Origin of the sequence: Klebsiella sp. PL-2018, assembly GCF_019048985.1 — a bacterium.
GTDB lineage: Bacteria > Pseudomonadota > Gammaproteobacteria > Enterobacterales > Enterobacteriaceae > Klebsiella > Klebsiella michiganensis.
On record NZ_CP077673.1, the window covers coordinates 3568650 to 3592122 of the forward strand.

18 protein-coding genes and 1 tRNA gene are annotated in these 23473 nt (G+C 58.3%); 8 read left to right on the forward strand and 11 right to left on the reverse strand.

The features are described from left to right. The first annotated feature begins 33 nt into the window (after window positions 1–33). The 3 genes from MKleb_RS16650 to MKleb_RS16660 all read left to right on the forward strand — a co-directional run bounded on the left by MKleb_RS16650 (window position 34) and on the right by MKleb_RS16660 (window position 1825). On the forward strand, window positions 34–894 hold the full coding sequence (locus MKleb_RS16650) for a pirin family protein (RefSeq protein ID WP_014228815.1): 861 nt from the start codon (window positions 34–36) through the stop codon (window positions 892–894). A gap of 20 nt (window positions 895–914) precedes the next feature. Beyond that, window positions 915–1592, forward strand: a complete 678-nt coding sequence (locus MKleb_RS16655; protein WP_014228814.1) for an isochorismatase family protein — start codon at window positions 915–917, stop codon at window positions 1590–1592. Between the two features lie 145 nt (window positions 1593–1737). Beyond that, window positions 1738–1825: transfer RNA gene (locus tag MKleb_RS16660), tRNA-Ser, on the forward strand. Between the two features lie 87 nt (window positions 1826–1912). Here the strand turns inward: MKleb_RS16660 and MKleb_RS16665 are convergent. The 4 genes from MKleb_RS16665 to MKleb_RS16680 all read right to left on the reverse strand — a co-directional run bounded on the left by MKleb_RS16665 (window position 1913) and on the right by MKleb_RS16680 (window position 8099). Next, window positions 1913–4987: an efflux RND transporter permease subunit gene (locus MKleb_RS16665; protein WP_025106260.1), complete on the reverse strand. Its 3075-nt coding sequence runs from the start codon at window positions 4985–4987 to the stop codon at window positions 1913–1915. Continuing rightward, window positions 4984–6132, reverse strand: a complete 1149-nt coding sequence (locus tag MKleb_RS16670; RefSeq protein WP_025106259.1) for an efflux RND transporter periplasmic adaptor subunit — start codon at window positions 6130–6132, stop codon at window positions 4984–4986. The genes MKleb_RS16665 and MKleb_RS16670 overlap by 4 nt, the downstream gene beginning before the upstream one ends. A gap of 78 nt (window positions 6133–6210) precedes the next feature. Further along, entirely contained in the window at window positions 6211–7407 is a 1197-nt protein-coding gene (locus MKleb_RS16675) for a sensor histidine kinase (RefSeq protein WP_217076010.1), read from the reverse strand. Next, the gene (locus MKleb_RS16680; RefSeq protein ID WP_217076011.1) at window positions 7404–8099 is read right to left on the reverse strand and encodes a response regulator; all 696 of its coding nucleotides are present in this window, start codon (window positions 8097–8099) and stop codon (window positions 7404–7406) included. Before MKleb_RS16680 ends, MKleb_RS16675 begins: the two co-directional genes overlap by 4 nt. A 122-nt stretch (window positions 8100–8221) precedes the next feature. Between MKleb_RS16680 and MKleb_RS16685 the strand changes: the two genes are divergently transcribed. Next, complete coding sequence (locus tag MKleb_RS16685) at window positions 8222–9010, forward strand: MipA/OmpV family protein (protein WP_025106256.1); 789 nt, start codon at window positions 8222–8224, stop codon at window positions 9008–9010. Between the two features lie 115 nt (window positions 9011–9125). Further along, window positions 9126–9419 carry a YciI family protein gene (locus MKleb_RS16690; protein ID WP_014838068.1) on the forward strand — a complete coding sequence of 98 codons (294 nt, stop codon included), beginning with the start codon at window positions 9126–9128 and terminating at the stop codon, window positions 9417–9419. A gap of 50 nt (window positions 9420–9469) precedes the next feature. Here the strand turns inward: MKleb_RS16690 and phoH are convergent, their stop codons facing one another. The 4 genes from phoH to efeU all read right to left on the reverse strand — a co-directional run bounded on the left by phoH (window position 9470) and on the right by efeU (window position 14063). Further along, on the reverse strand, window positions 9470–10258 hold the full coding sequence (phoH, locus tag MKleb_RS16695) for a phosphate starvation-inducible protein PhoH (RefSeq protein ID WP_014228807.1): 789 nt from the start codon (window positions 10256–10258) through the stop codon (window positions 9470–9472). A 509-nt stretch (window positions 10259–10767) separates the two neighbouring features. Further along, complete coding sequence (efeB, locus tag MKleb_RS16700) at window positions 10768–12048, reverse strand: iron uptake transporter deferrochelatase/peroxidase subunit (protein WP_025106255.1); 1281 nt, start codon at window positions 12046–12048, stop codon at window positions 10768–10770. 4 nt (window positions 12049–12052) lie between these two features. Then, the gene (gene efeO / locus MKleb_RS16705) at window positions 12053–13180 is read right to left on the reverse strand and encodes an iron uptake system protein EfeO (protein ID WP_025106254.1); all 1128 of its coding nucleotides are present in this window, start codon (window positions 13178–13180) and stop codon (window positions 12053–12055) included. 52 nt (window positions 13181–13232) lie between these two features. After that, window positions 13233–14063 carry an iron uptake transporter permease EfeU gene (gene efeU, locus MKleb_RS16710; protein WP_009653546.1) on the reverse strand — a complete coding sequence of 277 codons (831 nt, stop codon included), beginning with the start codon at window positions 14061–14063 and terminating at the stop codon, window positions 13233–13235. Between the two features lie 273 nt (window positions 14064–14336). On the opposite strand from efeU, the gene MKleb_RS16715 reads away from it, so the two are divergent. Next, the gene (locus tag MKleb_RS16715; RefSeq protein ID WP_014228804.1) at window positions 14337–15521 is read left to right on the forward strand and encodes a NupC/NupG family nucleoside CNT transporter; all 1185 of its coding nucleotides are present in this window, start codon (window positions 14337–14339) and stop codon (window positions 15519–15521) included. Between the two features lie 101 nt (window positions 15522–15622). Here MKleb_RS16715 and MKleb_RS16720 read toward each other — a convergent pair whose 3' ends face one another. Beyond that, complete coding sequence (locus tag MKleb_RS16720; RefSeq protein ID WP_025106253.1) at window positions 15623–16057, reverse strand: DUF3574 domain-containing protein; 435 nt, start codon at window positions 16055–16057, stop codon at window positions 15623–15625. 112 nt (window positions 16058–16169) lie between these two features. Then, the gene (gene putP / locus MKleb_RS16725; protein WP_025106252.1) at window positions 16170–17678 is read right to left on the reverse strand and encodes a sodium/proline symporter PutP; all 1509 of its coding nucleotides are present in this window, start codon (window positions 17676–17678) and stop codon (window positions 16170–16172) included. Between the two features lie 427 nt (window positions 17679–18105). On the opposite strand from putP, the gene putA reads away from it, so the two are divergent. Together putA and MKleb_RS16735 are read left to right on the forward strand one after the other, a co-directional pair. Continuing rightward, window positions 18106–22068, forward strand: coding sequence for a trifunctional transcriptional regulator/proline dehydrogenase/L-glutamate gamma-semialdehyde dehydrogenase (gene putA, locus MKleb_RS16730; protein WP_217076013.1), 3963 nt, complete (start codon window positions 18106–18108; stop codon window positions 22066–22068). 192 nt (window positions 22069–22260) lie between these two features. Then, on the forward strand, window positions 22261–22656 hold the full coding sequence (locus MKleb_RS16735; protein WP_014228800.1) for a lysozyme inhibitor LprI family protein: 396 nt from the start codon (window positions 22261–22263) through the stop codon (window positions 22654–22656). Here MKleb_RS16735 and rutR read toward each other — a convergent pair. Continuing rightward, window positions 22653–23291: an HTH-type transcriptional regulator RutR gene (rutR, locus tag MKleb_RS16740; protein ID WP_004849813.1), complete on the reverse strand. Its 639-nt coding sequence runs from the start codon at window positions 23289–23291 to the stop codon at window positions 22653–22655. The genes MKleb_RS16735 and rutR overlap by 4 nt on opposite strands. Between the last annotated feature and the right edge of the window lie 182 nt (window positions 23292–23473).

Sequence of the window (23473 nt, forward strand, 5' to 3'; positions counted from 1 at the left end):
TTCACATCAGAAACAGCTATTCAGGAGACTGCCATGAAACAAATTACAGGTATCTACACCGCGCCTTCACAGCACTGGGTAGGCGATGGTTTCCCGGTTCGCTCAATGTTCTCTTACCAGACTCACGGCGAACAGCTAAGCCCCTTCCTGCTGCTCGACTACGCAGGCCCCCATCACTTCCCGGCGGGGACAGGCAAACGCGGCGTCGGCGAACATCCGCATCGCGGATTTGAAACCGTCACCGTGGTCTATTCCGGCGAAGTTGAACATCGTGACTCTACCGGCAGAGGCGGCGTCATTGGACCGGGCGATGTGCAGTGGATGACCGCAGGCGCCGGGATCCTGCATGAAGAGTTCCACTCGGCGGAATTTACCCGTACCGGCGGCGAGCTGAAAATGATTCAGCTCTGGGTCAACCTCCCGGCGAAAGACAAAATGACGCAGCCGGGATACCAGAGCATCACTGCTGATGTGATTCCGGACGTTGAGCTGCCGAATAATGCGGGCCATATGCGGGTTATTGCCGGGCGCTACGAAGATATTGTCGGCCCTGCGCACACGTTTTCTCCGCTTAACGTCTGGGACCTGCAGCTTAACCAGAGCCAGGAAATCACGCTGCATCAGCCTGCCGGCTGGAGTACGGCGCTGGTCGTTCTGGAAGGTGAAGTGGTGGTGAACGGCGAGGGTAGCGCCCGCGAGGGTCAGCTGGTGGTGCTCAGCCAGAAAGGAGAAGCGCTCCACCTCTCGGCCAGTAGCAACGCAAAAGTACTGCTGATGGCCGGTGAACCGCTGCAGGAGCCGATCGTGGGCTATGGCCCCTTTGTGATGAATACCAAAGCACAAATCGCGGAAGCGGTTCGTGATTTTAATAGCGGCCGCTTCGGCCAAATCTGATATTGAATGAGGTGAATAATATGTCTACCCCAGCTAACTTTAATGGTTCTCGTCCGGTTATTGATGTCAATGATACCGCCATGCTGCTGATTGACCACCAGAGCGGTCTGTTCCAGACCGTGGGTGATATGCCGATGCCGGAGCTGCGGGCGCGCGCCGCCGCGCTGGCGAAGATGGCTTCATTAGCCGGGATCCCGGTGATCACCACGGCGTCAGTGCCGCAGGGACCAAACGGCCCGCTGATCCCTGAGATTCATGCGAACGCGCCCCATGCGCAATATATTGCGCGTAAAGGAGAGATTAACGCGTGGGATAACCCGGAATTTGTTGCCGCGGTAAAAGCAACCGGGCGTAAAACGCTGATTATCGCCGGTACCATTACCAGCGTCTGCATGGCGTTCCCGTCCATTGCCGCCGTCGCCGATGGCTATAAGGTTTTTGCCGTCATTGATGCTTCCGGTACCTATAGCAAGATGGCGCAGGAAATCACCCTCGCCCGCGTCGTCCAGGCTGGCGTCGTACCGATGGATACCGCAGCGGTTGCTTCTGAACTGCAGCGCACCTGGAATCGCCCGGATGCCGCTGAGTGGGCCGAGGTGTATACCAAGGTCTTCCCGGCATACCAGCTGCTGATTGAGAGCTACGCCAAAGCTCAGGACGTGGTGAAGAATAACGAACAGCTTGATTCACAGCGTTAAAATGACTGCCCCGCCGCGCTACGGCGGGGCAGTGTTCATTGCTTAACCGAACGATAGCGAAAGCATAAATACTGCTTGACCGTTTTAGCGCAACTCCCTATAGTAGCGCCCCGTTGCCCACCCAAGGTGAGCGGCAAAACAATATGGTGAGGTGTCCGAGTGGCTGAAGGAGCACGCCTGGAAAGTGTGTATACGGCAACGTATCGGGGGTTCGAATCCCCCCCTCACCGCCATATTTTAAGAAGAGCTCGTACGCAAGTACGGGCTTTTTTTTCGCCTGTTGCACCCCGACCGGGGTCGCCCCCGGCCATCCTGTGTTATTAAGCGGCGGGACGTTTTTCCCGGTATCCTCCCCTCTCCAGCAGCAGGCTAAAGGACGCCGGCAGCACGGTTAACGTGACGAGCGTCGCGACAATCAGCCCGCCAATGATGGCATACGCCATCGGTCCCCAGAATACCTGATGAGAGATGGGGACCATACCCAGTATCGCGGCGCAGGCGGTCAGAAATATCGGCCTGGCCCGGTGCTCTGCGGCGGCAATAATAGCGGCATCGCTTTCCATGCCCTGAGCCTGATTGCCGTCGACTTCAGTGATAAGTATCACGGCATTGCGGATAATCATCCCCGCCAGCGCGATGACGCCGAGCAGAGCCACAAATCCCATTGGCGTGTCGCCCGGCAGCATGGCCATAACAATCCCCGGCAAGCCGAACGGGGCCATGAACAGAGCCAGCAGCATACGAGAATAGCGCCGCAGCTGAAGCATCAGTAATAACAGCATAATGCCGAGGGTGACGGGTAAAATATTCAATACCGAGCTGTTGCCTTTTTCGGACTCCGCGACCACTCCGCCTTCGACAATGCTGTAACCGGTGGGTAAACCCGCGCGCAGTTGATCCACCGTCGGGCGCAGACCGTTCGATACGCCTTCTGCCCGCATTCCCGGCGCGAGGTCGGTTTGTACGGTGATAAACGGCAATCTTTGCCGACGCCAGAGCACCGGATCGTCCACTCCCCAGGTTGGCGTGGCCACCGCGCTGAGGGGAACTTTTTCTCCACCGCGCCCCTCAACCGTCAGCGATGACAGGGTGGCAAGATTCAATCGCTCGCTGTCGTTCGCCCGCAGCACCACATCAACCAGCCGGTCATTGTCTCTCAGCGATGTGACCGTCGTGCCTGACCAGACGGTATTAAGCGTCTGCGCCAGACTCTGCGATGACACTCCCGCCGCCCGCGCGGCAGTCTGGTTCACCTGCAGGACGATGGTTCTCTCCGGCTCGCCGGCGGTCTGATTTACCTCCCGGGTTAACGGCGAGCGCCCTATCGCCTCGGCCAGACGCCCGGCATACTCTCTGACCTTGAGATAATCAGGCCCGCTGACCCGGTATTTGATCGGCCAGCCCACCGGAGGCCCTAGCTCCAGAGGCGAAACGCGCGAGGTCAGATCGCTGAATTGCGTGGCCAGCAGCGTGTTTAACTGTTCCCGCAGGCGGTCGCGGGCGGCCAGGTCTTTCGCCACCACCACCAGCTGCGCCGTATTTTCATTATCCAGCAGAACATCCATCGGCAGATAAAAGCGGATGGCGCCCGCCCCAATATAGGTCGAATAATGGTCAATATTGCGATTCCCGGCGAGCGCCCTTTCCAGCCTCTCCGTTTGTTTCTCCGTTTCCGTCTGCGAAGCATTGGCCGGAAGCGTCAGGCTGACCAGCAGCTCCGGGCGATCAGATGAAGGGAAAAACTCCCCCTGCATAAACGTGGTCCCGTACACCGACAGTCCCAGCGCGGCCAGCGCAATCCCAAGGGTGGCAAGCCGGTGGCGCAGCACCGTACGCAGAAGTCGTCCATATCCCCGCGCCATGCGGCCCGGGCCTGCGGCACGATGTTTCAGCTTTTCCGGCAGCAGCCACGTTCCGGTCAAAGGGGAGAACAGAATCGCCACGACCCATGAATTCAGAAGCGCCATCAGCACCACGGCAAACAGCGAAAAGCAGTATTCGCCCGCGCTGGATGAGGCAAAACCGACGGGAATAAACCCGGCAATCATGACCAGCGTACCGGTCAACATCGGAAATGCCGTGGTTTGGAAAGCGTACGTCGCCGCCTGCCGTCGCGTATCGCCGGCCTCAAGCCGGGATACCATGGTTTCCACGGCGATCATGGCATCATCCACCAGCAGCCCTAGCGCAACGATCAGGGCCCCGAGAGAGATGCGCTGTAGACCAATGCCTGCCAGCAGCATCCCGGCAAAGGTCAACGCCAGCACCAGCGGGATCGCCGCGGCCACCACCAGCCCGGCCCTTAATCCCAGCGAGACAAAAGAAACCGCCAGCACAATCAGCACGGCTTCCACCAGTACCCGGACAAACCCGCTTACGGCGCCGCTGACCACCGCCGACTGGTCAGCCACTTTAACTATCTCGATGCCGTGCGGCAGCCCGGCGCCGATGGCGCGCATTCTGTTATTCAGCGTCTCGCCAAAGCGCAGCATATTGCCCGTCGGCGCCATGGAAATCGCCAACCCAACGGCAGGACGTCCGTTAACGCGAAACGCCGCTGAAGGCGGTTCGGCCGCGCTTCTTTCAATCGTGGCAATATCGGTCAGGGGAAGATAGCGGTCGTTGATGTGCAGGATGACGGCGCGCAGGCTCGCTTCGCTCCTGAGGGCCCCGCTGACGTTTAGCGTGATATTCTCCTGCCCGGTGCGCAGGGTTCCTGCCGGCACCACGGCATTCTGGGCCTTCAGAGCGTCCGCAACCTGCTGAATGGTAAGCCCCATACCGGCCAGCCGGGCGGGCGAAAAAGCGATGACTATCTGCTCCTGCGGCTCGCCAAGGAGGACCGTTTTGCCGATATCCGGCACGGACATCAGTTCACGGCGGATCGTCTCCACCCGCTGTCGCACCTCTTCAAGGCTATATCCGTCAGGGATAAATCCGTAAATGGTGCCGTACGTGTCGTCAAACTCATCGTTCACGCTCGGTCCCTGCGCGCCTTCCGGCAGCGATGGCGCAATATCCTGCATTTTTTTGCGGATCTGGTACCAGATCGCCGGGACGTTGTGCGCCGGGGTGTCATCGCGGAGATTAATATAGATAACCGTTTGCCCGGCTCGGGTTTCACTTTCGATATAATCGAGCCAGGGCGTTTCCTGTAATTTTTTCTCCAGGACATCCGTCACCAGATGCGTGGTATCCGTTACCGACGCGCCCGGCCATTGCGCCGAGACTACCGCCGTTTTGATAGTGAAAGCCGGATCTTCATTTCGCGGCAGCAGCGTATAGCTGAGCGAACCGATAACCATAATCAGCAGCATAAAGAAACTGACCATTTGCGGGTTTTCCAGCGCCCATGCAGAAAGGTTAAAGCGATTTTTTGACGGCGCTATTTTCACGGCAGCCTCTCTCCGGCGACGACTTTTTCGCCCGGGCGCAGTTTGCTAACGCCGGCGGTAATAACCCGATCGCCGGGCACAAGGCCGGAGGCGATGATCGCGGAAGAAGCCGTGTAGCTGGCGAGAACGACAACGCGCAGCTGCGCCTGCATCTGCGGGGTAATCACAAAGACGGCCGGTTTATCTCCGCAGCGGCTCAGCGCAGAAGCCGGTATGGCGTACCCCGTCGAGCCTGATGACGGCAGCCTTACCGTGACGCTGGCGCCCAGCGCCATCGCGGCGGGCGGTTTCTTGAGCGTTGCCCTGACGCGCCATGTCCGGGTCTGGGGATCGGCCTGTGGGCTAATATCACGCAAAACAGCATAGGCCTTCACCCCGGCATCGCTGAGCAAAGCAACCTGAAATTCTTCCGCCCTTTGCGCCTCAACCTTAGCGGGATCCGGGATATCAAACACCACATCGCGCGCCTGACCCGCCGCCAGCGTCACCACCGTCTCTCCGGCGCTGACCACCTGACCGGGAGAGGCGCTGACCGCCGTGATAACCCCCTCACCCGGCGAAGTAAGACGCGTCCAGCCCAGGCTTTCCCTGGCGTTGCGCAAAGCGGCCTCGCTGCTCTTCACCCGGGCGCTGGCGACCAGCCAGTCCGCCTGCGCGCTGTCCAGCTGAGAGCGGGCGATTGCGCCCGTGGCGATGAGCTTCTGCATCCGGTTAACGTTCAGCGCGGCGACCCGGGCGGTCGCTCGAGCGCTCTCATCATCAGCCGTCGCGCTGTCCAGCTGATTTCGCGCGCTGGTCTCTTCAAGCGTCGCCAGCAGCTGCCCGTAGTTGACCCGATCGCCGACATCCACCGCGCGCGTCAGCATCCTGCCCGCCGTACGAAAGCTCAGGGCCGTCTCATCATGCGCGTGGATTTCGCCCGTTCTTTCCAGAGCGGGAAGCGTCGCCGGGGAACCCACCACCACGTAGCGCACCGGGCGGGCCGACGCGGGCTTTTCGGCGCTTTTATCGCCGCAGCCCACAAGCGGTACGATCATCAGGATCAGTACGATCGGCGGCAACAGCGCAAACCAGGATAGCGTCCGTTCTGCGCCGAGCAAAGCGTACACGCACTGACGAAGGGAAAGAACTAACTCATATAACATAACGCCACTCCGTTCGGGAAATGGCGCCATTACATGACACATTCATCGAGAATGGCTCGATGTTGTGTCAAGGGATTATCAAGGCAGGCTGTTTTCTTCTGCGGCGGGAGCGTACGGCAGAACAACGCGAATCTGCAGGCCGCCGCTCGCCGGTAGCGACGCGCTGATGCGCCCCCCGTGCGCCACGCAGATAGCGCGCGCAATGGATAATCCGAGGCCGCTGCCGCCGGAGTGTCTGGCGCGGGACGCCTCCTCGCGGGTAAAACGTTCAAACATTTCCGGTAAAAAATGCCTCGCCACGCCGGGCCCATCATCGACAAAATCAATGGTGTAAGCGCCCTCGCCGCGGCGCAGCGTAATTGCCAGATGTCCCCCCCTGCGCCCGTAGCGTACGGCATTTTCCATCAGTACGCTAAATACCTGTCCCATGCGAAAAGCATCGCCGCGGAAGGGACAGGACGGCGATGGCTGAATGGCGATCGTCACGCTCTGCGCGTCCGCCTGCGGCGTTAACCATGCGGCTCGCTCCTGAAGGAGCTCATCCAGACAAAATGGCCGCTCATCGAGCACCAAATTGCCGGCATCCGCCAGGGAAAGCAGATGCAGCTCATCGGTCAATCGATTCAGATGCTGGAGTTGTTTCATCACCATCTCCAACTGCTGCGGCTGGGTATCAAAAACGCCATCCAGCATGCCCTGCAGACGGCCAATCGCCGCCGTCAGCGGGGAGCGAAGCTCATGCGCCATCGCAACATGCGAGGCGCGGAGTTCTTTATCATAGCGGGCCAGCTGGCCGGTCATTTTGTTAAAGTCGGCAGCAAAGCGGATCATTTCCGCTGGCGCGTCCTCAATCAGCTCCGCCTGGCGGCCAAATTGCCCCCCGGTGACGTCCTTCGCCGCATCACGAAGACGGCTGAACTGCAGCGAGAGCGGACGGGCGTAGCGGAGCCCCATGACGACAATGAAGGGGATCATGACCAGTACCAGCACCGCCACGGTCACCCAGTCCGCCGAGGCGATAGAGGGCGTGGAAAAGCTCAATCCCCACCAGGTATCGACAATCTGATGAAAACGCGCCGGGTTGGCCTCCGGATTGCGGCTGAGCGCAATGAACTCCTCCCGTAAAGAGGGCGGCATTTTGTGCATGATCCAATAGTTCTGCACGGCGAAACGCAGCCACATACAGGTGGCGATAACCATTACGCTGCCGATGGCCAGCGCCAGAATGCGCCCGCAAATCCAGCGCCAGAGAGAGGAGTGACGGGTTTTCATCATGGCTGTCTGAACCTGTAGCCCACGCCGCGAACGTTGACTAACACCCCGGATACTCCCGCCCCCTCCAGTTTTTTACGTAGGTTATAAATATGCGTATCCACCACGCGCTCAAGCGCTTCGCTCTCAGGAAGGCAGCGCTCCAGCAGATACTGTCGCGAAAAGGGACGGACGGGGGCGCGCATCAGCGTAGCCAGAAGCGAAAACTCGGTCGGGGTAAGATCGAGAACATGGGCAGGTTCCCCCGGATTGCTGACGGTCGCGACGATGGCAGCGACGTCCACCTCCAGCCCCTGCCAGCGCAGAATGTCTTCCTGCGTCTCCGCTTTGCGGCTCCGCCGGAGCACGGCCTGAACTCGCGCCACCACCTCGCCAGGATGATAAGGTTTCACCACATAATCGTCGGCGCCATAGCGCAGCGCGCCAATACGATCGGGCATATCCCCCATCGCGGTAACCATAATCACCGGCACATCGCTTTTCCGCCGCAGGCTGGCCACCACCTCGGTCCCGTTCAGTCCGGGCAGCATCACGTCCAGCAGAATCAGATCGGGTTTCCAGCGCTGCGCCATATCCAGTCCGGCGAGGCCATCCACGGTGACCGCCACATCATAGTTTTCCCGGCGTAAATAGGCCTCAAGCACCCCGGCCGCATCGGCGTCATCTTCAATTATCAACACTCTTCTGGACAACATCTGTTCACCTTGACCGTTTCTTAACACTATCCCGACCGTTCATTGATTCAGCAAAACCATACTGCACCGGCATTCTGCGGCGCGTCCTTATCGACGGCGCCCGCGTCCACGTGGAGAACAGTATGATAGCCAGAAAAATTTCGCCGTATATGGTCGTGCCGTTTTTAATGGCGATAACACCCGGCGCGCGTGCCGATGAAGCCGCCGCGCCTTCCGATGGGCTGACTATCGGGGTGGGCGGAAAATACGCGCCTCGTTACAGCGGCTCTGACAAGCAGAGTTGGCAGGTGGTTCCCGTACTACAGGGGCGGAAAGGCGCTTTCTTTATTGATAGTCAAAAAGGCATAGGCTATGACCTGGCTGACGACAGCGGTCTCTACTTCGAGCACACGCTCGGTTATGACCTCGGGCGAGCGGAAAAAAACTCAGGCTGGCGCGATGGGGCGAATACGCTGAAGGGGATGGGTAATATTAAAGCCACCATGAATACCGCCTTCGCCGTCGGCTGGTCGGTCACGCCGTGGCTCACCGTTGAAGGTAAGGCTACGCTTCCGCTTACCGACGCCCAGGGCGTGCATTATCAGACCTCCGCAACCCTCCTGCTGCTCCAGAATTCGCAGGATATCGTTGCCTTACAGTCCGCCGCGCTGTTTGGCGACGGCCGGTACGCCAATACCTTTTACGGGGTTGATCAACGGCAGAGCGCCCGTTCCGGCTATCGCCCCTATCGCGCACCCGGCGGATTTTACGGCATCGACAACGCGCTGACCTGGAGCCATCAATATGACGAGCATTGGGGTTCCACGCTCAGCGCCGGCTATACCTGGCTCGGAGAACACGCCGCTGACAGCCCGATAGTCTCACGGCGCAATGAAGGTTCCGTGACCGCGGCAATCACCTGGACATTTTAATCGATCCTGCGCTCGTCCAGACACCCACCGCGCCGGTTGATTAAAAAAACCTGAAGCGCTGTTCACGTGAATGATAAGCTTCTGCAGCGTTACATTTAAATGTTAAGGAAGGAAAATGAGCACCATTGCCGTTGTTGTTCTGACTTACGTTAAACCGCTTGATCAGGTAGACGCCCAGCTTGCTGCGCACGTGGAATGGCTTAAGCAAGGCTATGCTGACGGAATATTTCTCGCTTCGGGGCGTAAAATCCCCAGGTCCGGCGGCGTGATTCTGGCTAAAGGCGATGATATGGATGGGCTGCAAAACTGGCTGAGCCAGGATCCATTTCAGCAATCGGGCGTAGCGAAAGTCGAGATCGTTCCTTTTGAAGCCACGATGGCCGCTCCCTCACTGCAGGCTCTTCTGTAGTGCAGCAAAAACAAAGCCCGGTCACCCGGGCTTTGCAGACGCAGAAGTACTCAGTAGTAGGCTTTCAGCGCGCGCTGGCAAAGCGTTGAGCGCACGCAATCATCGGTTGTAAAGCGCACAATACCCACCATCTCATCCTCTTCAAAACGCGCCAGCGCATCGGTCAGACCCGACCGTACGCCTGAAGGTAAATCGCACTGGGTAATGTCGCCGTTGACGATAACCGTCACGTTCTCCCCGAGGCGGGTCAAAAACATCTTCATTTGCGCAGCGGTCACGTTCTGGGCCTCGTCCAGAATCACCACCGCATTTTCAAATGTACGTCCGCGCATATAGGCGAACGGCGCGATTTCCACCTTGCCGATTTCCGGACGCAGGCAGTACTGCATAAAGGAAGCCCCTAGCCTTCTCACCAGCACGTCATAGACCGGTCGGAAATAGGGAGCAAACTTCTCGGCGATATCTCCCGGTAAGAAGCCGAGATCTTCGTCGGCCTGCAGAACGGGACGGGTAACAATAATTCTGTCCACATCCTTATGGATCAGGGCTTCAGCTGCTTTTGCCGCGCTAATCCAGGTCTTACCGCACCCGGCCTCGCCCGTGGCGAAGATCAGCTGTTTATTGTCGATGGCATTCAAATAATGCGCCTGAGCGTCATTGCGCGCTTCGATTGGCGATGCGTCGCGGCTATCCCGCGCCATGCCAATGGCTTCTACGCCACTCATTTGCACAAGCGATGTGACCGATTCTTCTTCGCGCTGCTTATGGCTTCGCGAATCCTGTCTCAGCACACGTTTGGCCTCACGACGAGCTCTGGTCACTGCTTTTTGTCTTCCCATGGATAGCACCTTGCGTTGTTGGTTTACATCACACGCGCCACGATCGACGCGATTATGCGCACTAACGATTGAGGTTTGGCTTCCTTGTAAGCCATTGCTTGCCTGACGAATTGGCAGAGGGTCACGGCTACGCGCACCGGTAACCTTGCCTGGGTTCTGGTTTTCTTTGATAGAGGAGGAGGATTTTGCGGTGTGAAAATCGCGGCCGGAAGTTGGGCTCCCGTGCTGATGAGTACGGTCTGGGGTTTGACGTTTTCCGTTACAGCAATCGGGCATTCGCGATCTCCATAATGAAACGAGACTACTGCCGAGAACTACCGCGCCTGTAATAAGTACATCAGAAATAATTCTAAGCGCAACTTATTTTTCACACACAGACAACAAATAATTCTCATCGCAGCTGAGGAGAGTTTCCGACTATAAGATTACAGAAAAATGAAACAAGGCAGGAAATACAAAAAATGAATGGAAAAACAGCAGAAAACGCCCTGCCCTTGCGGGCAGGTACGTCAGGCTTCGAGCAGCGATTGCCCGAGATAATGCCGATCGTCGATAACCCCCGGCAGAACAAAGAAATAGCCGCCGCCAATGGGCTTCACGTACTCCTCCAGCGCTTCTCCATTCAGGCGCTTTTGCACCGTCAGGAAGCCATTTTCCAGATCGTGCTGGTAGCAAACAAACAGCAGCCCCATGTCCAGCTGACCGGAATTGGTCACCCCCAGCGAATAGCTATAGCCCCGGCGCATCATCAGGCTGGATTCGGTTTCCGGGGTACGCGGGTTCGCCAGACGAATATGGCTATCGAGCGCAATGGTATCGCCGTCAGGGTCTTTGCTGTAATCCGGGACATCGTGCTCGTGCTGCATCCCAAGCGGCGCGCCGCTCAGTTTATCGCGGCCAAAAATAGTCTGCTGCTCTTTCAGCGGCGTGCGATCCCAGAACTCAACGTGGAACTGAATAATCCTCGCCGCCTGATAGCTGCCGCCCGTCGCCCACGCTGGCTCTCCCTGGTCGGCGGTGACCCACACCACTTTATCCATTAGCGCCTTATCGGTGCTCACCGGATTCGCGGTGCCGTCTTTGAAGCCCAGCAGATTCACCGGCGTCTCTTTACCCTTGCTGCGCGCGGCGCTGTCGGAGATAAACCCTTCCCGCTTCCAGCGCACGCTGAGCAAATCCGGGGTGTGCTTAATCACATCCCGCAGGGCGTGAATCACCGTATCCTGGGTGTTGGCGCAAATTTGCAGCAGCAGATCGCCGTGGCACAGCGCCGCATCCAGCGAATCGTTCGGAAAACGCGTCATCTTTTGCAGCCTCTTCGGCGCCTGATGAGCCAGGCCGAAACGCTCGTCAAACAGCGAATGCCCCACCGAGACGGTGATCGTCAAATTATCCGGGGCGATCCACGGCCCGAGAATGCCTGAGTCCATCGGCGGCAGCCGCGGGTTCGGCGTCTCCGGCGCGGGACCGCCTTTGGTCAGAAAGGCGATACGCCGGGTCAGCAGGCGAAACAGCCGCTCAAGATCCGCTTTATCGCTGGCCAGCACATCAAAGGCGACAATCATCATCGACGCCTGCTGCGGAGTCAGCACTCCTGCCTGATGTGGACCATAAAACGGCTGCGCTTCCTGACGCGCATCCGGCGACACCGTGCCCGGAGAGCTATTGTCTTTTGCCGCGTGCGCCACCGGGCAGCCGCCGGATATCGCCAGCGCGCCGCCAAGCGCGCCGATCCCTTTTAACAACCGCCGCCGGGACGGTTGATTAACATCATATTTTTGCTCAGCCATCGCCTTAGTCCAGACCCAGGATCCCGCGCAGCTGGGCCAAATCTTCCGCCAGCGTGGTGATCGGGCCTTTCAGCGCGTTACGATCGGCATCCGTCAGCTTGTCATAGGTCTCAAAGCCATCTTTGGTGCGGTATTTGCTGAGAATGGCGTCCACCTTTTTGAAGTTGGCATCCACCTTCGCCAGCAGCGCGCTGTTCTCTTTTTGCAGCTGCGGACGCAGCAGGTCGACGATTTTCTGCGCGCCGTCAATGTTGGCCTGGAAATCCCACAGGTCGGTATGGCTGTAGCGATCTTCTTCGCCGCTGATTTTGCTGGCGGCCACTTCTTCAATCAGACCGGCCGCGCCGCCGACCACTTTTGACGGCGGAAACGCCAGTTCGCTAATGCGTTTTTGCAGCTCGAGAACGTCAGCGTTCAATTGATCGGCATAGTTATCCATTCCCTTGACGCTGTTATCGCCAAACAGCGCTTTTTCCAGCCGGTGGAAGCCGGTGAATTTCGGATCTTCGGCTTTTTTCTCGTAGTCATCCTCGCGGGCGTCAATGCTGCCATCGAGATCGGAGAACAGTTCGGCGATCGGTTCGATACGCTCATAGTGCTGGCGCGTCGGCGCGTACAGCGCTTTCGCCTTCTCGATATCGCCCGCTTTCACCGCATCGGTAAAGGCTTTCGTGCCGCTAACCAGCTCCGCGGTCTCGGCGCTAACCCAGGCTTTATAGGCGGTAATGGCTTCACCCAGGCTGAGCAGCGCATCGGCTTTGGCAGCATCTTTGGTCGCCTCGCCGGTCACCGTCAGTTTGCCTTTCGGGTTAGTCAGCAGGCCGCAGGTCATATCATATTCACCCGGCTGCAGGTTGGCCGTCAGCTTTTGCGTAAAGCCGGGGGCGATATTCTCCCGCTCTTCCACCACCATCACCCCTTTCAGAATCTCCCACTCCAGCGCTTTCTGGCTGTGGTTCTGAATGATGAACTGGGTTTTACCCGCCTTCACGGTGACGTTCATCGGCTCGCACTGTTTGTCGGTGACGGTCACTTTGACCTGCGGAATATCGGCCGCCTGGGCGTAAAAAGCCGAACTGAACAGCGCAGCAAGCGTAAGCTGCAGCGCATTACGACGAAAATGATTCATCATGACCATCCCTTTCGATAAGTATGTTGTCACTATTGCAATCCGCGATGCCCGACTACGCTGCCCGGGATGCGGTGGTTTTTTTACCCGGCGGCGAGACGTACAGCACCAGCGCCGGGATCAAATAGATAAAGTAGACCGCCACTTCGCTGACGGTCGGCGTTTCCTGATAGCCGAAGATCCCTTCCAGCAGCGTGCCGAATAGGGTGTGCGTCGAAATGACGTTGCTCAGGTCGAAGGCGACCGCCTGGAAATGGTTCCACAGTCCGGCCTCATGAAAGGCGCGGATAGCCCCCGCGGCGAGGCCTGCGGCCACCAGTAAAATAAACAGGCTGGTCCATTTGAAAAAGACGGCGAGATTCATGCGGATGCCGCCCCAGTAGATCAGGAACCCTAAAACGATGGCCGTCGCCAGGCCGAGCATCGCGCCGATGGGCGGCCAGATTCCGACATCCTGCTGGAAAGCGGCGAGCAGGAAAAAGACCGATTCCAGGCCTTCACGCGCAACGGCGAAAAAGACCATCATCACCAGCGCCCAGCCGTGGTTATTTCCGCGCTGGAGGGCATTATCAACCGCCTGCTCAAGCTGCTGTTTGACGTTGCGCGACACCTTACGCATCCAGAACACCATCCAGGTCAGAATGCACACCGCCACCACCGCCACGATGCCTTCGAACAGCTCCTGCTCGCGCTGCGGAAACTCGCCGGTGGTTTCGTTGATAAAAATTCCGAGGCCCAGGCACAGCGCCGCCGCAAGCAGCACCCCAATCCACATGACGCCAATCCAGCTACCGCGCTGGGTGCGTTTCAGATAGCTGGCAATCAGGCTGACAATCAGCGCAGCTTCCAGGCCTTCACGTAACATGATGAGAAATGGGACAAACATGCCAACACCCTTAAATGTGAACCGCAGTCAACTGATGCAAAGATAGGTAAATATTTATGATAGTGATTATCATTACAATAATCAGAAACACAAGTGAAATGTGGAGTGAATGATGACGATTTGTAAATCAGTCGCGAACAAATAATGACTTGCGCGATTATCTCGCAGCCCAGGCCGCTCGGGGCAGGAGGACGGGATTTTTTGCGCCAGATATTTACCCGGCTGCCCAGCTGTGGCTAAATGGCGGCCTTATTGACCTGCGAAATAAACGACATGACTCAATTCTTGCACTTCCTGCTGGCGCTGGTGGTTATCCTCGCCCTTGCCTGGCTTGCCAGCTACGACCGTAAAAAAATCCGCATTCGCTATATTATCCAGTTAATTATTATTGAAGTTGCCCTGGCTTTCTTTTTTCTCCACGCCGAAAGCGGCCTGTGGCTAGTGAAAAATATCGCATCCTTCTTTGAATCACTGCTCGGCTTTGCCGCCGAAGGCACCAACTTTGTATTTGGCGGCATGAGTGAAAAAGGGCTGGCGTTTATTTTCCTTGGCGTGCTGTGCCCCATTGTCTTTATCTCCGCGCTCATCGGTATTCTTCAGCACTGGCGTATTCTGCCAATTTTTATTCGCCTGATTGGCACCCTGCTGTCAAAGGTTAACGGTATGGGTAAGCTGGAGTCCTTCAACGCGGTCAGTTCGCTGATTCTCGGTCAATCAGAGAACTTTATTGCCTATAAAGGCGTGCTCGGCGATCTCTCTTCCCGCCGCCTGTTCACCATGTCGGCCACCGCGATGTCGACGGTGTCGCTCTCCATCGTCGGCGCTTATATGAGTATGCTCGACGCGAAATACGTCGTTGCCGCGCTGATCCTGAATATGTTCAGCACCTTTATTGTGCTGTCGATCATTAACCCGACGCGTCCGGGCAGCGAGGAGGAGATCAAGCTTGAAAAACTGCATGAATCCCAGAGCTTCTTTGAAATGCTCGGTGAATATATTCTGGCCGGTTTTAAAGTCGCGATGATTATTCTGGCGATGCTGATTGGTTTTATCGCCTTAATTAGCGCCATAAATGCCCTGTTCGCCACGATATTTGGCCTGAGCTTCCAGCAGATCCTCGGCTACGTCTTTTATCCCCTGGCGTGGCTGATTGGCATTCCGCTTAGCGATGCGCTGAACGCCGGGAGTATTATGGCGACGAAACTGGTGGCCAATGAATTTGTCGCCATGATTGAGCTGCAAAAAATAGCCGCCAGCATGACGCCGCGCGGGCTGGGAATTTTATCCGTGTTCCTGGTTTCCTTCGCCAACTTTGCCTCTATCGGCATTATCGCCGGGGCGATTAAAGGCCTGAACGAGCAGCAGGGGAATATCGTTTCCCGCTTTGGCCTGCGCCTGGTGTATGGCGCAACGCTGGTCAGCCTGCTCTCCGCCAGCTTTGCGGGGCTGGTACTGTAACCGAAGCGCGTTTGGCCTGTTACCCCGGGGTAACAGGCCCGCGTAGCTATGTAGCCCGGGTAAGGCGTTAGCCGCAACCCGGGAATATCACCTGATTCAAATTAAAAATGTACGCAGACCGGCTGGTCAACGCGCATCACCGACTCCTGAGCAAAGCGTGATTTATAGGTCGTGCGCAGCGCCTCAATCCCCTCTTCGCTCTTCTCATCTTTGCCGTGAATCAGCATCAGCGCTTTGCTCTGCTCGCGCGCCACGGTACCGTCATTGCCCAGCCACTGCCCGCGCGCGTCAAAGACCGTCAGGCCATCGCGAAAGCGCGGCGTCACGTCGCGGTCAACGAACTGCTGCCACTCCTGCGCGGTAATATCCTTCCCGGCCGGACGGCTTAAGCCGAAATAAAGCGTGGTTTGCACCATGGCGTTATCCGCCGGGCAGGCGTTAGCGTCCGCCGCCGGAGCCCTCTTCGCGGCGGGCGCTACGCAGCCGCTTAATATCCCTGCCAGTACCAGCGCCACTGCACCCTGTTTGAAACTCATTTTGCTACCCTCATTGTTATTTGTGCTGAGATATCAGCGTATTTTCAAGCCATTAGCAAGAGACATAAATAACAAAGCCCGCATTACGCGGGCTTGATGGGGTTGCAGAGGCTTACTCGGCGGTCGCGCGCACCGGCGGTGCGGAGTGATAATGGGCGTCCGCTTCGGCGAAGCGTCGCTGCATCTCGGCGGAGGGCGCTTTACCCAGCAGGCTGAAGACCACAATCCCCAGGCTACCAAAGATAAAGCCTGGGATGATTTCATACAGGCCCAGCCAGCCGAACTGCTTCCAGATAATGACCGTTAAGGCGCCGATGATCATCCCGGCCAGCGCACCGTTACGGGTCATTCGTGACCACATCACCGAGAACAGCACCACCGGGCCAAACGCCGCGCCAAAGCCAGCCCATGCGTAGCTCACCAGACCCAGCACGCGGTTTTCCGGGTTGGCCGCCAGGGCGATCGCAATTAACGCGACGAGCAGCACCATAAAGCGTCCTATCCATACCAGCTCTTTCTGTCCGGCATTTTTACGCAAAAACGCTTTATACAGATCTTCAGTAATCGCGCTTGAGCACACCAGCAGCTGGCAGCTCAGGGTGGACATCACCGCCGCCAGAATCGCCGACAGCAGGATCCCGGCAATCCACGGGTTGAACAGAATCTGCGCCAGTTCGATAAAGACGCGTTCGGCGTTCTGATTAACCGCACCGGCAACGGCCGGGTTGTTATTGAAGTAGGCAATACCGAAGAAGCCGACGGAACAGGCACCCGCCAGGCAGAGGATCATCCAGGTCATGCTGATGCGACGGGCGTGAACGATGCTGTGATGCGAATCCGCCGCCATAAAGCGCGCCAGAATATGCGGCTGACCAAAATAGCCCAGGCCCCAGCCCATCAGCGAAATAATCGCCACGAAGTTCAGGCCCTTGAGCATATCAACGTTCTCAATGCTCTTTTGCTTAATCACTTCCAGGGAATCGCCAAACCCGCCGACGGAAATCACCACCATCACCGGCGTCAGGATCAGGGCGAATATCATCAGGCTGGCCTGAACGGTATCGGTCCAGCTTACCGCGAGGAAGCCGCCGACAAAGGTATAAATAATGGTTGCCGCCGCCCCGGCCCACAGCGCGGTTTCGTAGCTCATGCCAAAGGTGCTTTCAAACAGACGCGCGCCGGCCACAATACCGGAAGCGCAATAGATGGTGAAAAATAACAAAATGACCAGCGCCGAGATAATTCGCAGCACGCGGCTTTTATCTTCAAAACGGCCGGTGAAATAATCCGGCAGCGTCAGGGCGTTATTATTCGCCTCGGTATGGACCCGCAAACGCCCCGCCACCAGCTTCCAGTTAATCCATGCGCCTAACGTCAGGCCAATGGCAATCCAGCTTTCGGAAATACCGGAAATAAATATCGCCCCCGGTAGCCCCATCAGCAGCCAGCCGCTCATATCGGAGGCTCCGGCGGAGAGCGCGGTGACAAATGGGCCAAGGCTGCGGCCGCCGAGAATATAATCATCAAAGTTCTTTGTCGAGCGCCAGGCAATAAAGCCGATGAGTACCATGCCAAAAATATAAACAATAAAAGTCACCAACATGGGTGTGCTAATAGCCATGTAAAAATCTCCAGAATTTTTGTCGACAGCATCCAAATTTGTCGTTTTATCCACTACCGGAACGGGGCAATGGCCTATTGGTTGTATTGGGCGACCGTATCCTGACGGAAGCTTTGTTTTTTCACAAACGATTTAACACAGCATTTACACGAAATGCTTCCGGGACCAAACTTCATTTTGTTATAGGTTGCACTCTCTCACGTTTTTAGCGGTTGCACCACGCAAAAGTGTTAAGTGACGCATAGAAATACCTTATTAGACAGGGGATAAATACCTGCTATTTTCATCATCATTTTTAACATTCACGGCGTTTTTCTACCTGCCACACAATTCTCAATTAACAAGGTTGCACAAAGTTGCAACATGGTAGATATTTCTACGCAACCTCATCTTGGCACGAAGACGTTCTATTACAGGAGTTCCTGACATGGGCACCACCACCATGGGTGTAAAACTTGACGACGCGACGCGTGAACGCATTAAATCCGCGGCGAGCCGTATTGACCGCACGCCGCACTGGCTGATTAAACAGGCCATTTTCAACTATCTGGAAAAGCTGGAAAACGACGAGACGCTGCCGGAGCTGCCGGCGCTGCTGTCCGGCGCGGCGAACGAAAGCGATGAGGCCGGTCATCAGGCTGACGAACCTTATCAGCCCTTCCTCGATTTCGCCGAGCAGATCCTGCCGCAGTCCGTTTCCCGCGCGTCGATCACCGCCGCCTGGCGCTGGGCCGAAACCGACGCCGTGCCGATGCTGCTGGAGCAGGCTCGCCTGCCGCAGACTCTCGGCGAACAGGCGCACAAGCTCGCCTATCAGCTGGCGGAGAAGCTGCGCAATCAGAAACCCGCCAGCGGCCGCGCCGGAATGGTGCAGAGCCTGCTGCAGGAGTTCTCGCTCTCCTCGCAGGAAGGCGTGGCCCTGATGTGCCTGGCAGAAGCGCTGCTGCGCATTCCCGACAAAGCCACCCGCGATGCCCTGATCCGCGACAAAATCAGCAACGGCAACTGGCAGTCGCATATCGGCCGCAGCCCGTCGCTGTTCGTCAACGCCGCCACCTGGGGGCTGCTGTTTACCGGCAAGCTGGTCTCCACCCACAACGAAACCAGCCTGTCGCGCTCGCTGAACCGTATTATCGGCAAAAGCGGCGAACCGCTGATTCGTAAAGGCGTCGATATGGCGATGCGCCTGATGGGCGAGCAGTTCGTCACCGGCGAAACCATCGCCGAAGCGCTGGCCAACGCCCGTAAGCTGGAAGACAAAGGCTTCCGCTACTCCTACGATATGCTGGGCGAAGCGGCGCTGACCGCCGACGATGCTCAGGCCTATATGGTCTCCTACCAGCAGGCGATCCACGCCATCGGCAAAGCCTCCAACGGACGGGGCATTTATGAAGGACCGGGCATTTCGATTAAGCTCTCCGCGCTGCACCCGCGCTACAGCCGCGCCCAGTACGACCGCGCGATGGAAGAGCTTTACCCGCGCCTGAAATCGCTGACCCTGCTGGCGCGCCAGTACGATATCGGTATCAACATTGACGCCGAAGAGGCCGATCGCCTGGAGATCTCTCTCGATCTGCTGGAAAAACTCTGCTTTGAACCGGAGCTGGCGGGCTGGAACGGGATTGGCTTTGTGATCCAGGCCTATCAGAAACGCTGCCCGTTCGTGATTGACTACCTGATCGACCTCGCGACCCGCAGCCGTCGCCGCCTGATGATTCGTCTGGTCAAAGGCGCCTACTGGGACAGCGAAATCAAACGCGCGCAGATGGACGGTCTCGAAGGCTATCCGGTCTATACCCGCAAGGTCTACACCGACGTCTCCTATCTGGCCTGTGCGAAAAAGCTGCTGGCGGTGCCGAGCCTGATCTATCCGCAGTTCGCGACCCATAACGCCCACACCCTGGCGGCAATTTATCAGCTGGCCGGACAGAACTACTACCCGGGACAGTACGAATTCCAGTGCCTGCACGGCATGGGCGAGCCGCTGTACGAGCAGGTGACCGGTAAAGTCGCCGATGGCAAACTCAACCGCCCGTGCCGTATCTACGCGCCGGTCGGCACCCACGAAACGCTGCTGGCGTATCTTGTGCGTCGTCTGCTGGAAAACGGCGCCAACACCTCGTTCGTGAACCGGATCGCCGACAGCACCCTGCCGCTGGATGAGCTGGTTGCCGACCCGGTCGCCGCGGTGGAAAAACTGGCCCAGCAGGAGGGCCAGGTGGGTCTTCCGCACCCGAAAATCCCGCTGCCGCGCGATCTTTACGGCAAAGACCGCAGCAATTCAGCCGGTCTGGATCTCGCCAACGAGCATCGTCTGGCCTCCCTCTCCTCCTCGTTATTAAACAGCGCGCTGCATAAATGGCAGGCGCTGCCGATGCTGGAGCACCCGGTGGCCGAAGGCGAAATGCAGCCGGTCGTGAACCCGGCGGAGCCAAAAGATATCGTCGGCTACGTGCGCGAAGCCAGCGAGGACGAAGTTCAGCAGGCGCTGACCAGCGCGGTTAACAACGCGCCAATCTGGTTCGCCACCCCGCCGCAGGAGCGCGCGGCGATCCTCGAACGCGCCGCGGTGCTGATGGAAGGCCAGATGCCGACCCTGATGGGCATCCTGGTGCGCGAAGCGGGGAAAACCTTCAGCAACGCGATTGCCGAAGTGCGCGAAGCGGTGGACTTCCTCCACTACTACGCCGGTCAGGTGCGCAACGATTTTGACAATGAAACCCATCGCCCGCTGGGCCCGGTCGTCTGTATCAGCCCGTGGAACTTCCCGCTGGCGATCTTTAGCGGACAAATTGCCGCCGCGCTGGCGGCAGGCAATACCGTGCTGGCAAAACCGGCCGAGCAGACGCCGCTCATCGCCGCTCAGGGCGTGGCGATCCTGCTGGAAGCGGGCGTACCGCCGGGCGTTATTCAGCTGCTGCCGGGCCGCGGAGAAACCGTCGGCGCCGCGCTGACTTCAGACGAGCGCGTACGCGGCGTGATGTTTACCGGCTCAACCGAAGTCGCCACCCTGCTGCAGCGCAATATCGCCAGCCGGCTGGATGCTCAGGGTCGTCCGACGCCGCTGATCGCCGAAACCGGCGGCATGAACGCGATGATCGTCGACTCTTCAGCATTAACCGAGCAGGTGGTGATCGACGTGCTCGCCTCGGCGTTCGACAGCGCGGGGCAGCGCTGCTCCGCCCTGCGCGTACTCTGCCTGCAGGATGATATCGCCGATCATACGCTGACCATGCTGCGCGGCGCGATGGCCGAGTGCCGGATGGGCAATCCGGGCCGTCTGACCACCGATATCGGGCCGGTGATTGACGCCGAAGCCAAAGAGAATATTGAGCGCCACATCCAGACGCTGCGCGCCAAAGGGCGCAAAGTCTTCCAGGCGGTGCGCGAAACCGGCGAAGATTCCCGCGAGTGGACCAGCGGTACTTTCGTTCCGCCGACGCTGATTGAGCTCGACAGCTTCGATGAGCTGAAAAAAGAGGTCTTCGGCCCGGTGCTGCACGTAGTGCGCTATAACCGCAACGAGCTGGACGGGCTGGTCAAACAGATTAACGCCTCCGGCTACGGTCTGACCCTCGGCGTGCATACCCGTATTGACGAAACCATCGCTCAGGTCACCGGCAGCGCTAACGTCGGCAACCTGTACGTCAACCGTAATATGGTCGGCGCCGTGGTCGGCGTGCAGCCGTTCGGCGGCGAGGGCCTGTCGGGTACGGGTCCAAAAGCCGGCGGCCCGCTGTATCTGTATCGACTGCTCTCCAGCCGCCCGCAGAACGCCGTCGGGATTACCCTCGCCCGCCAGGACGCGGAGTATCCGCTGGACGCGCAGCTGAAGACGCTGCTGGAAAAACCGCTGGTCGCTTTACAGCAGTGGGCGGCGGATCGCCCGGAGCTGCAGGCTTTGTGCCAGCAGTTCAGCGAGCAGGCGCAGGCCGGAACCCAGCGTCTGCTGCCGGGGCCAACCGGCGAGCGCAACACCCTGACCTTTATGCCGCGCGACCGCGTGCTGTGCGTGGCCGATAATGAGCAGGATGCGCTCACCCAGCTGGCGGGCGCGACCGCCGTTGGCTGCGAAGTGCTGTGGCCGGACGCCCCTCTGCAGCGCGAGCTGGCGAAAAAGCTGCCGCGTGAGGTCAGCGCGCGGATCCACTTCGCCAAAGCGGAAACCCTGACGACCGAGCCTTTCGATGCGGTTATCTACCACGGCGATTCCGATCAGCTGCGGGAGCTGTGCGAACAGGTGGCGGCGCGCGATGGCGCGATCGTGTCGGTGCAGGGCTTCGCCCGCGGCGAGAGCAATCTGCTGCTTGAGCGCCTCTATATTGAACGTTCGCTCAGCGTCAATACCGCCGCGGCCGGCGGCAACGCCAGCCTGATGACGATTGGCTAAGCCCGCTTCCCGGGTTGCGGCTGATGCCTTACCCGGGCTACCCAACCACAGCCCGCACTATCAGTAGCCCGGGCAAGGCGCTTTGCGCCGCCCCCGGGAAAGCAGACGGCACAACGTCAGCTAATGACACCAGACGCAGGCTGTGGTTAATTAAGGCTCCCGGACGGGAGCTTTTTTTATGGGAGTTGACCAATGAAACGCACTTTACTCGCTTTTGCCGCGCTGCTGGCAAGCACCCATGCGCTGGCGGACGAATGCAGCAACGCCAGCAATCAAACGGAAATGAACCAGTGCACCGCCGAGCGGTACCAGGCTGACGACAAAAAACTAAATGAAACGTACCAGGAAGCGCTGAAGCGCGCCTCCGGCAAGCAGCAGGAGTTGCTGAAAAAAGCGCAGCTGTCGTGGATTGCCCTGCGCGACGCCGACTGTCAATTCCTCGCCTCCGGCGCTGAAGGCGGCAGCGTACAGCCGATGCTGATCAACCAGTGCATGTCCGATAAAACCGTCGAGCGCGAATCGTTCCTCGCCTCGCTGCTGCAGTGCGAGGATGGCGATCAGAGCTGCCCGCTGCCGCCCGCCAATTAACGTACGCGAATCCCTTCGATAATCATCCGCTGGACGTTATCGACGGTTTGCTGAAAAAACGCCTCATCGCGCAGCGTCGCGCCGGTTACCGCCTCAACCTGAGTGGCGAAATCGGCGTAATGCTGTGTGGTCGCCCAGATCATAAAGATCAGATGCTGCGGGTCAACCGGCGCCAGCCTGCCGCTCTCGACCCAGCCGGAAATAATCGCCGACTTTTCATCCACTAGCGCTTTCAGATCGCCGGTCAGCTCGCCCATCAGCAGCGGCGCGCCCTGCAGCATCTCCAGGCAGAACAGCCTTGACGCCTGCGGGTGATCGCGGGAAACCTCCAGCTTAAGGCGGATATATTCGCCGATGGCCACCAGCGGGCTGATATCTTCGCGAAAGGCCTTTAGCGGCGCCAGCCAGATAGCCAGAATCTGCTGCAGCACGGCAATATACAGCGCCTCTTTCGACGGGTAGTAGTAGAGCAGGTTCGTTTTCGATACCCCGGCCAGTTCGGCTACCTGCTCAAGCCGGGTACCGTGGATACCAAACTGCGAGAACGCGTCCAGCGCGGCGGCCAGGATAGCCTCTTTTTTCGCGCTCACCGCCTGTGAGCGTTTGCCGATCTTTTTCACGCCGCCCTGTGCCATTCGTTATCTCCTTCTTTTCACGCCATCAGCATAGCAAAAGCCCAGCGCCGACACGACTCTCTGCACCCTGATTGCGCACGACTGCGGTTTTTTCGTGCACCGATTTTGACCATTCAGTCCACTTTTATTGCTGCTATTTTCAGCAACCATCCAGCAACACCTTAATAACATTAGCCTTTGCA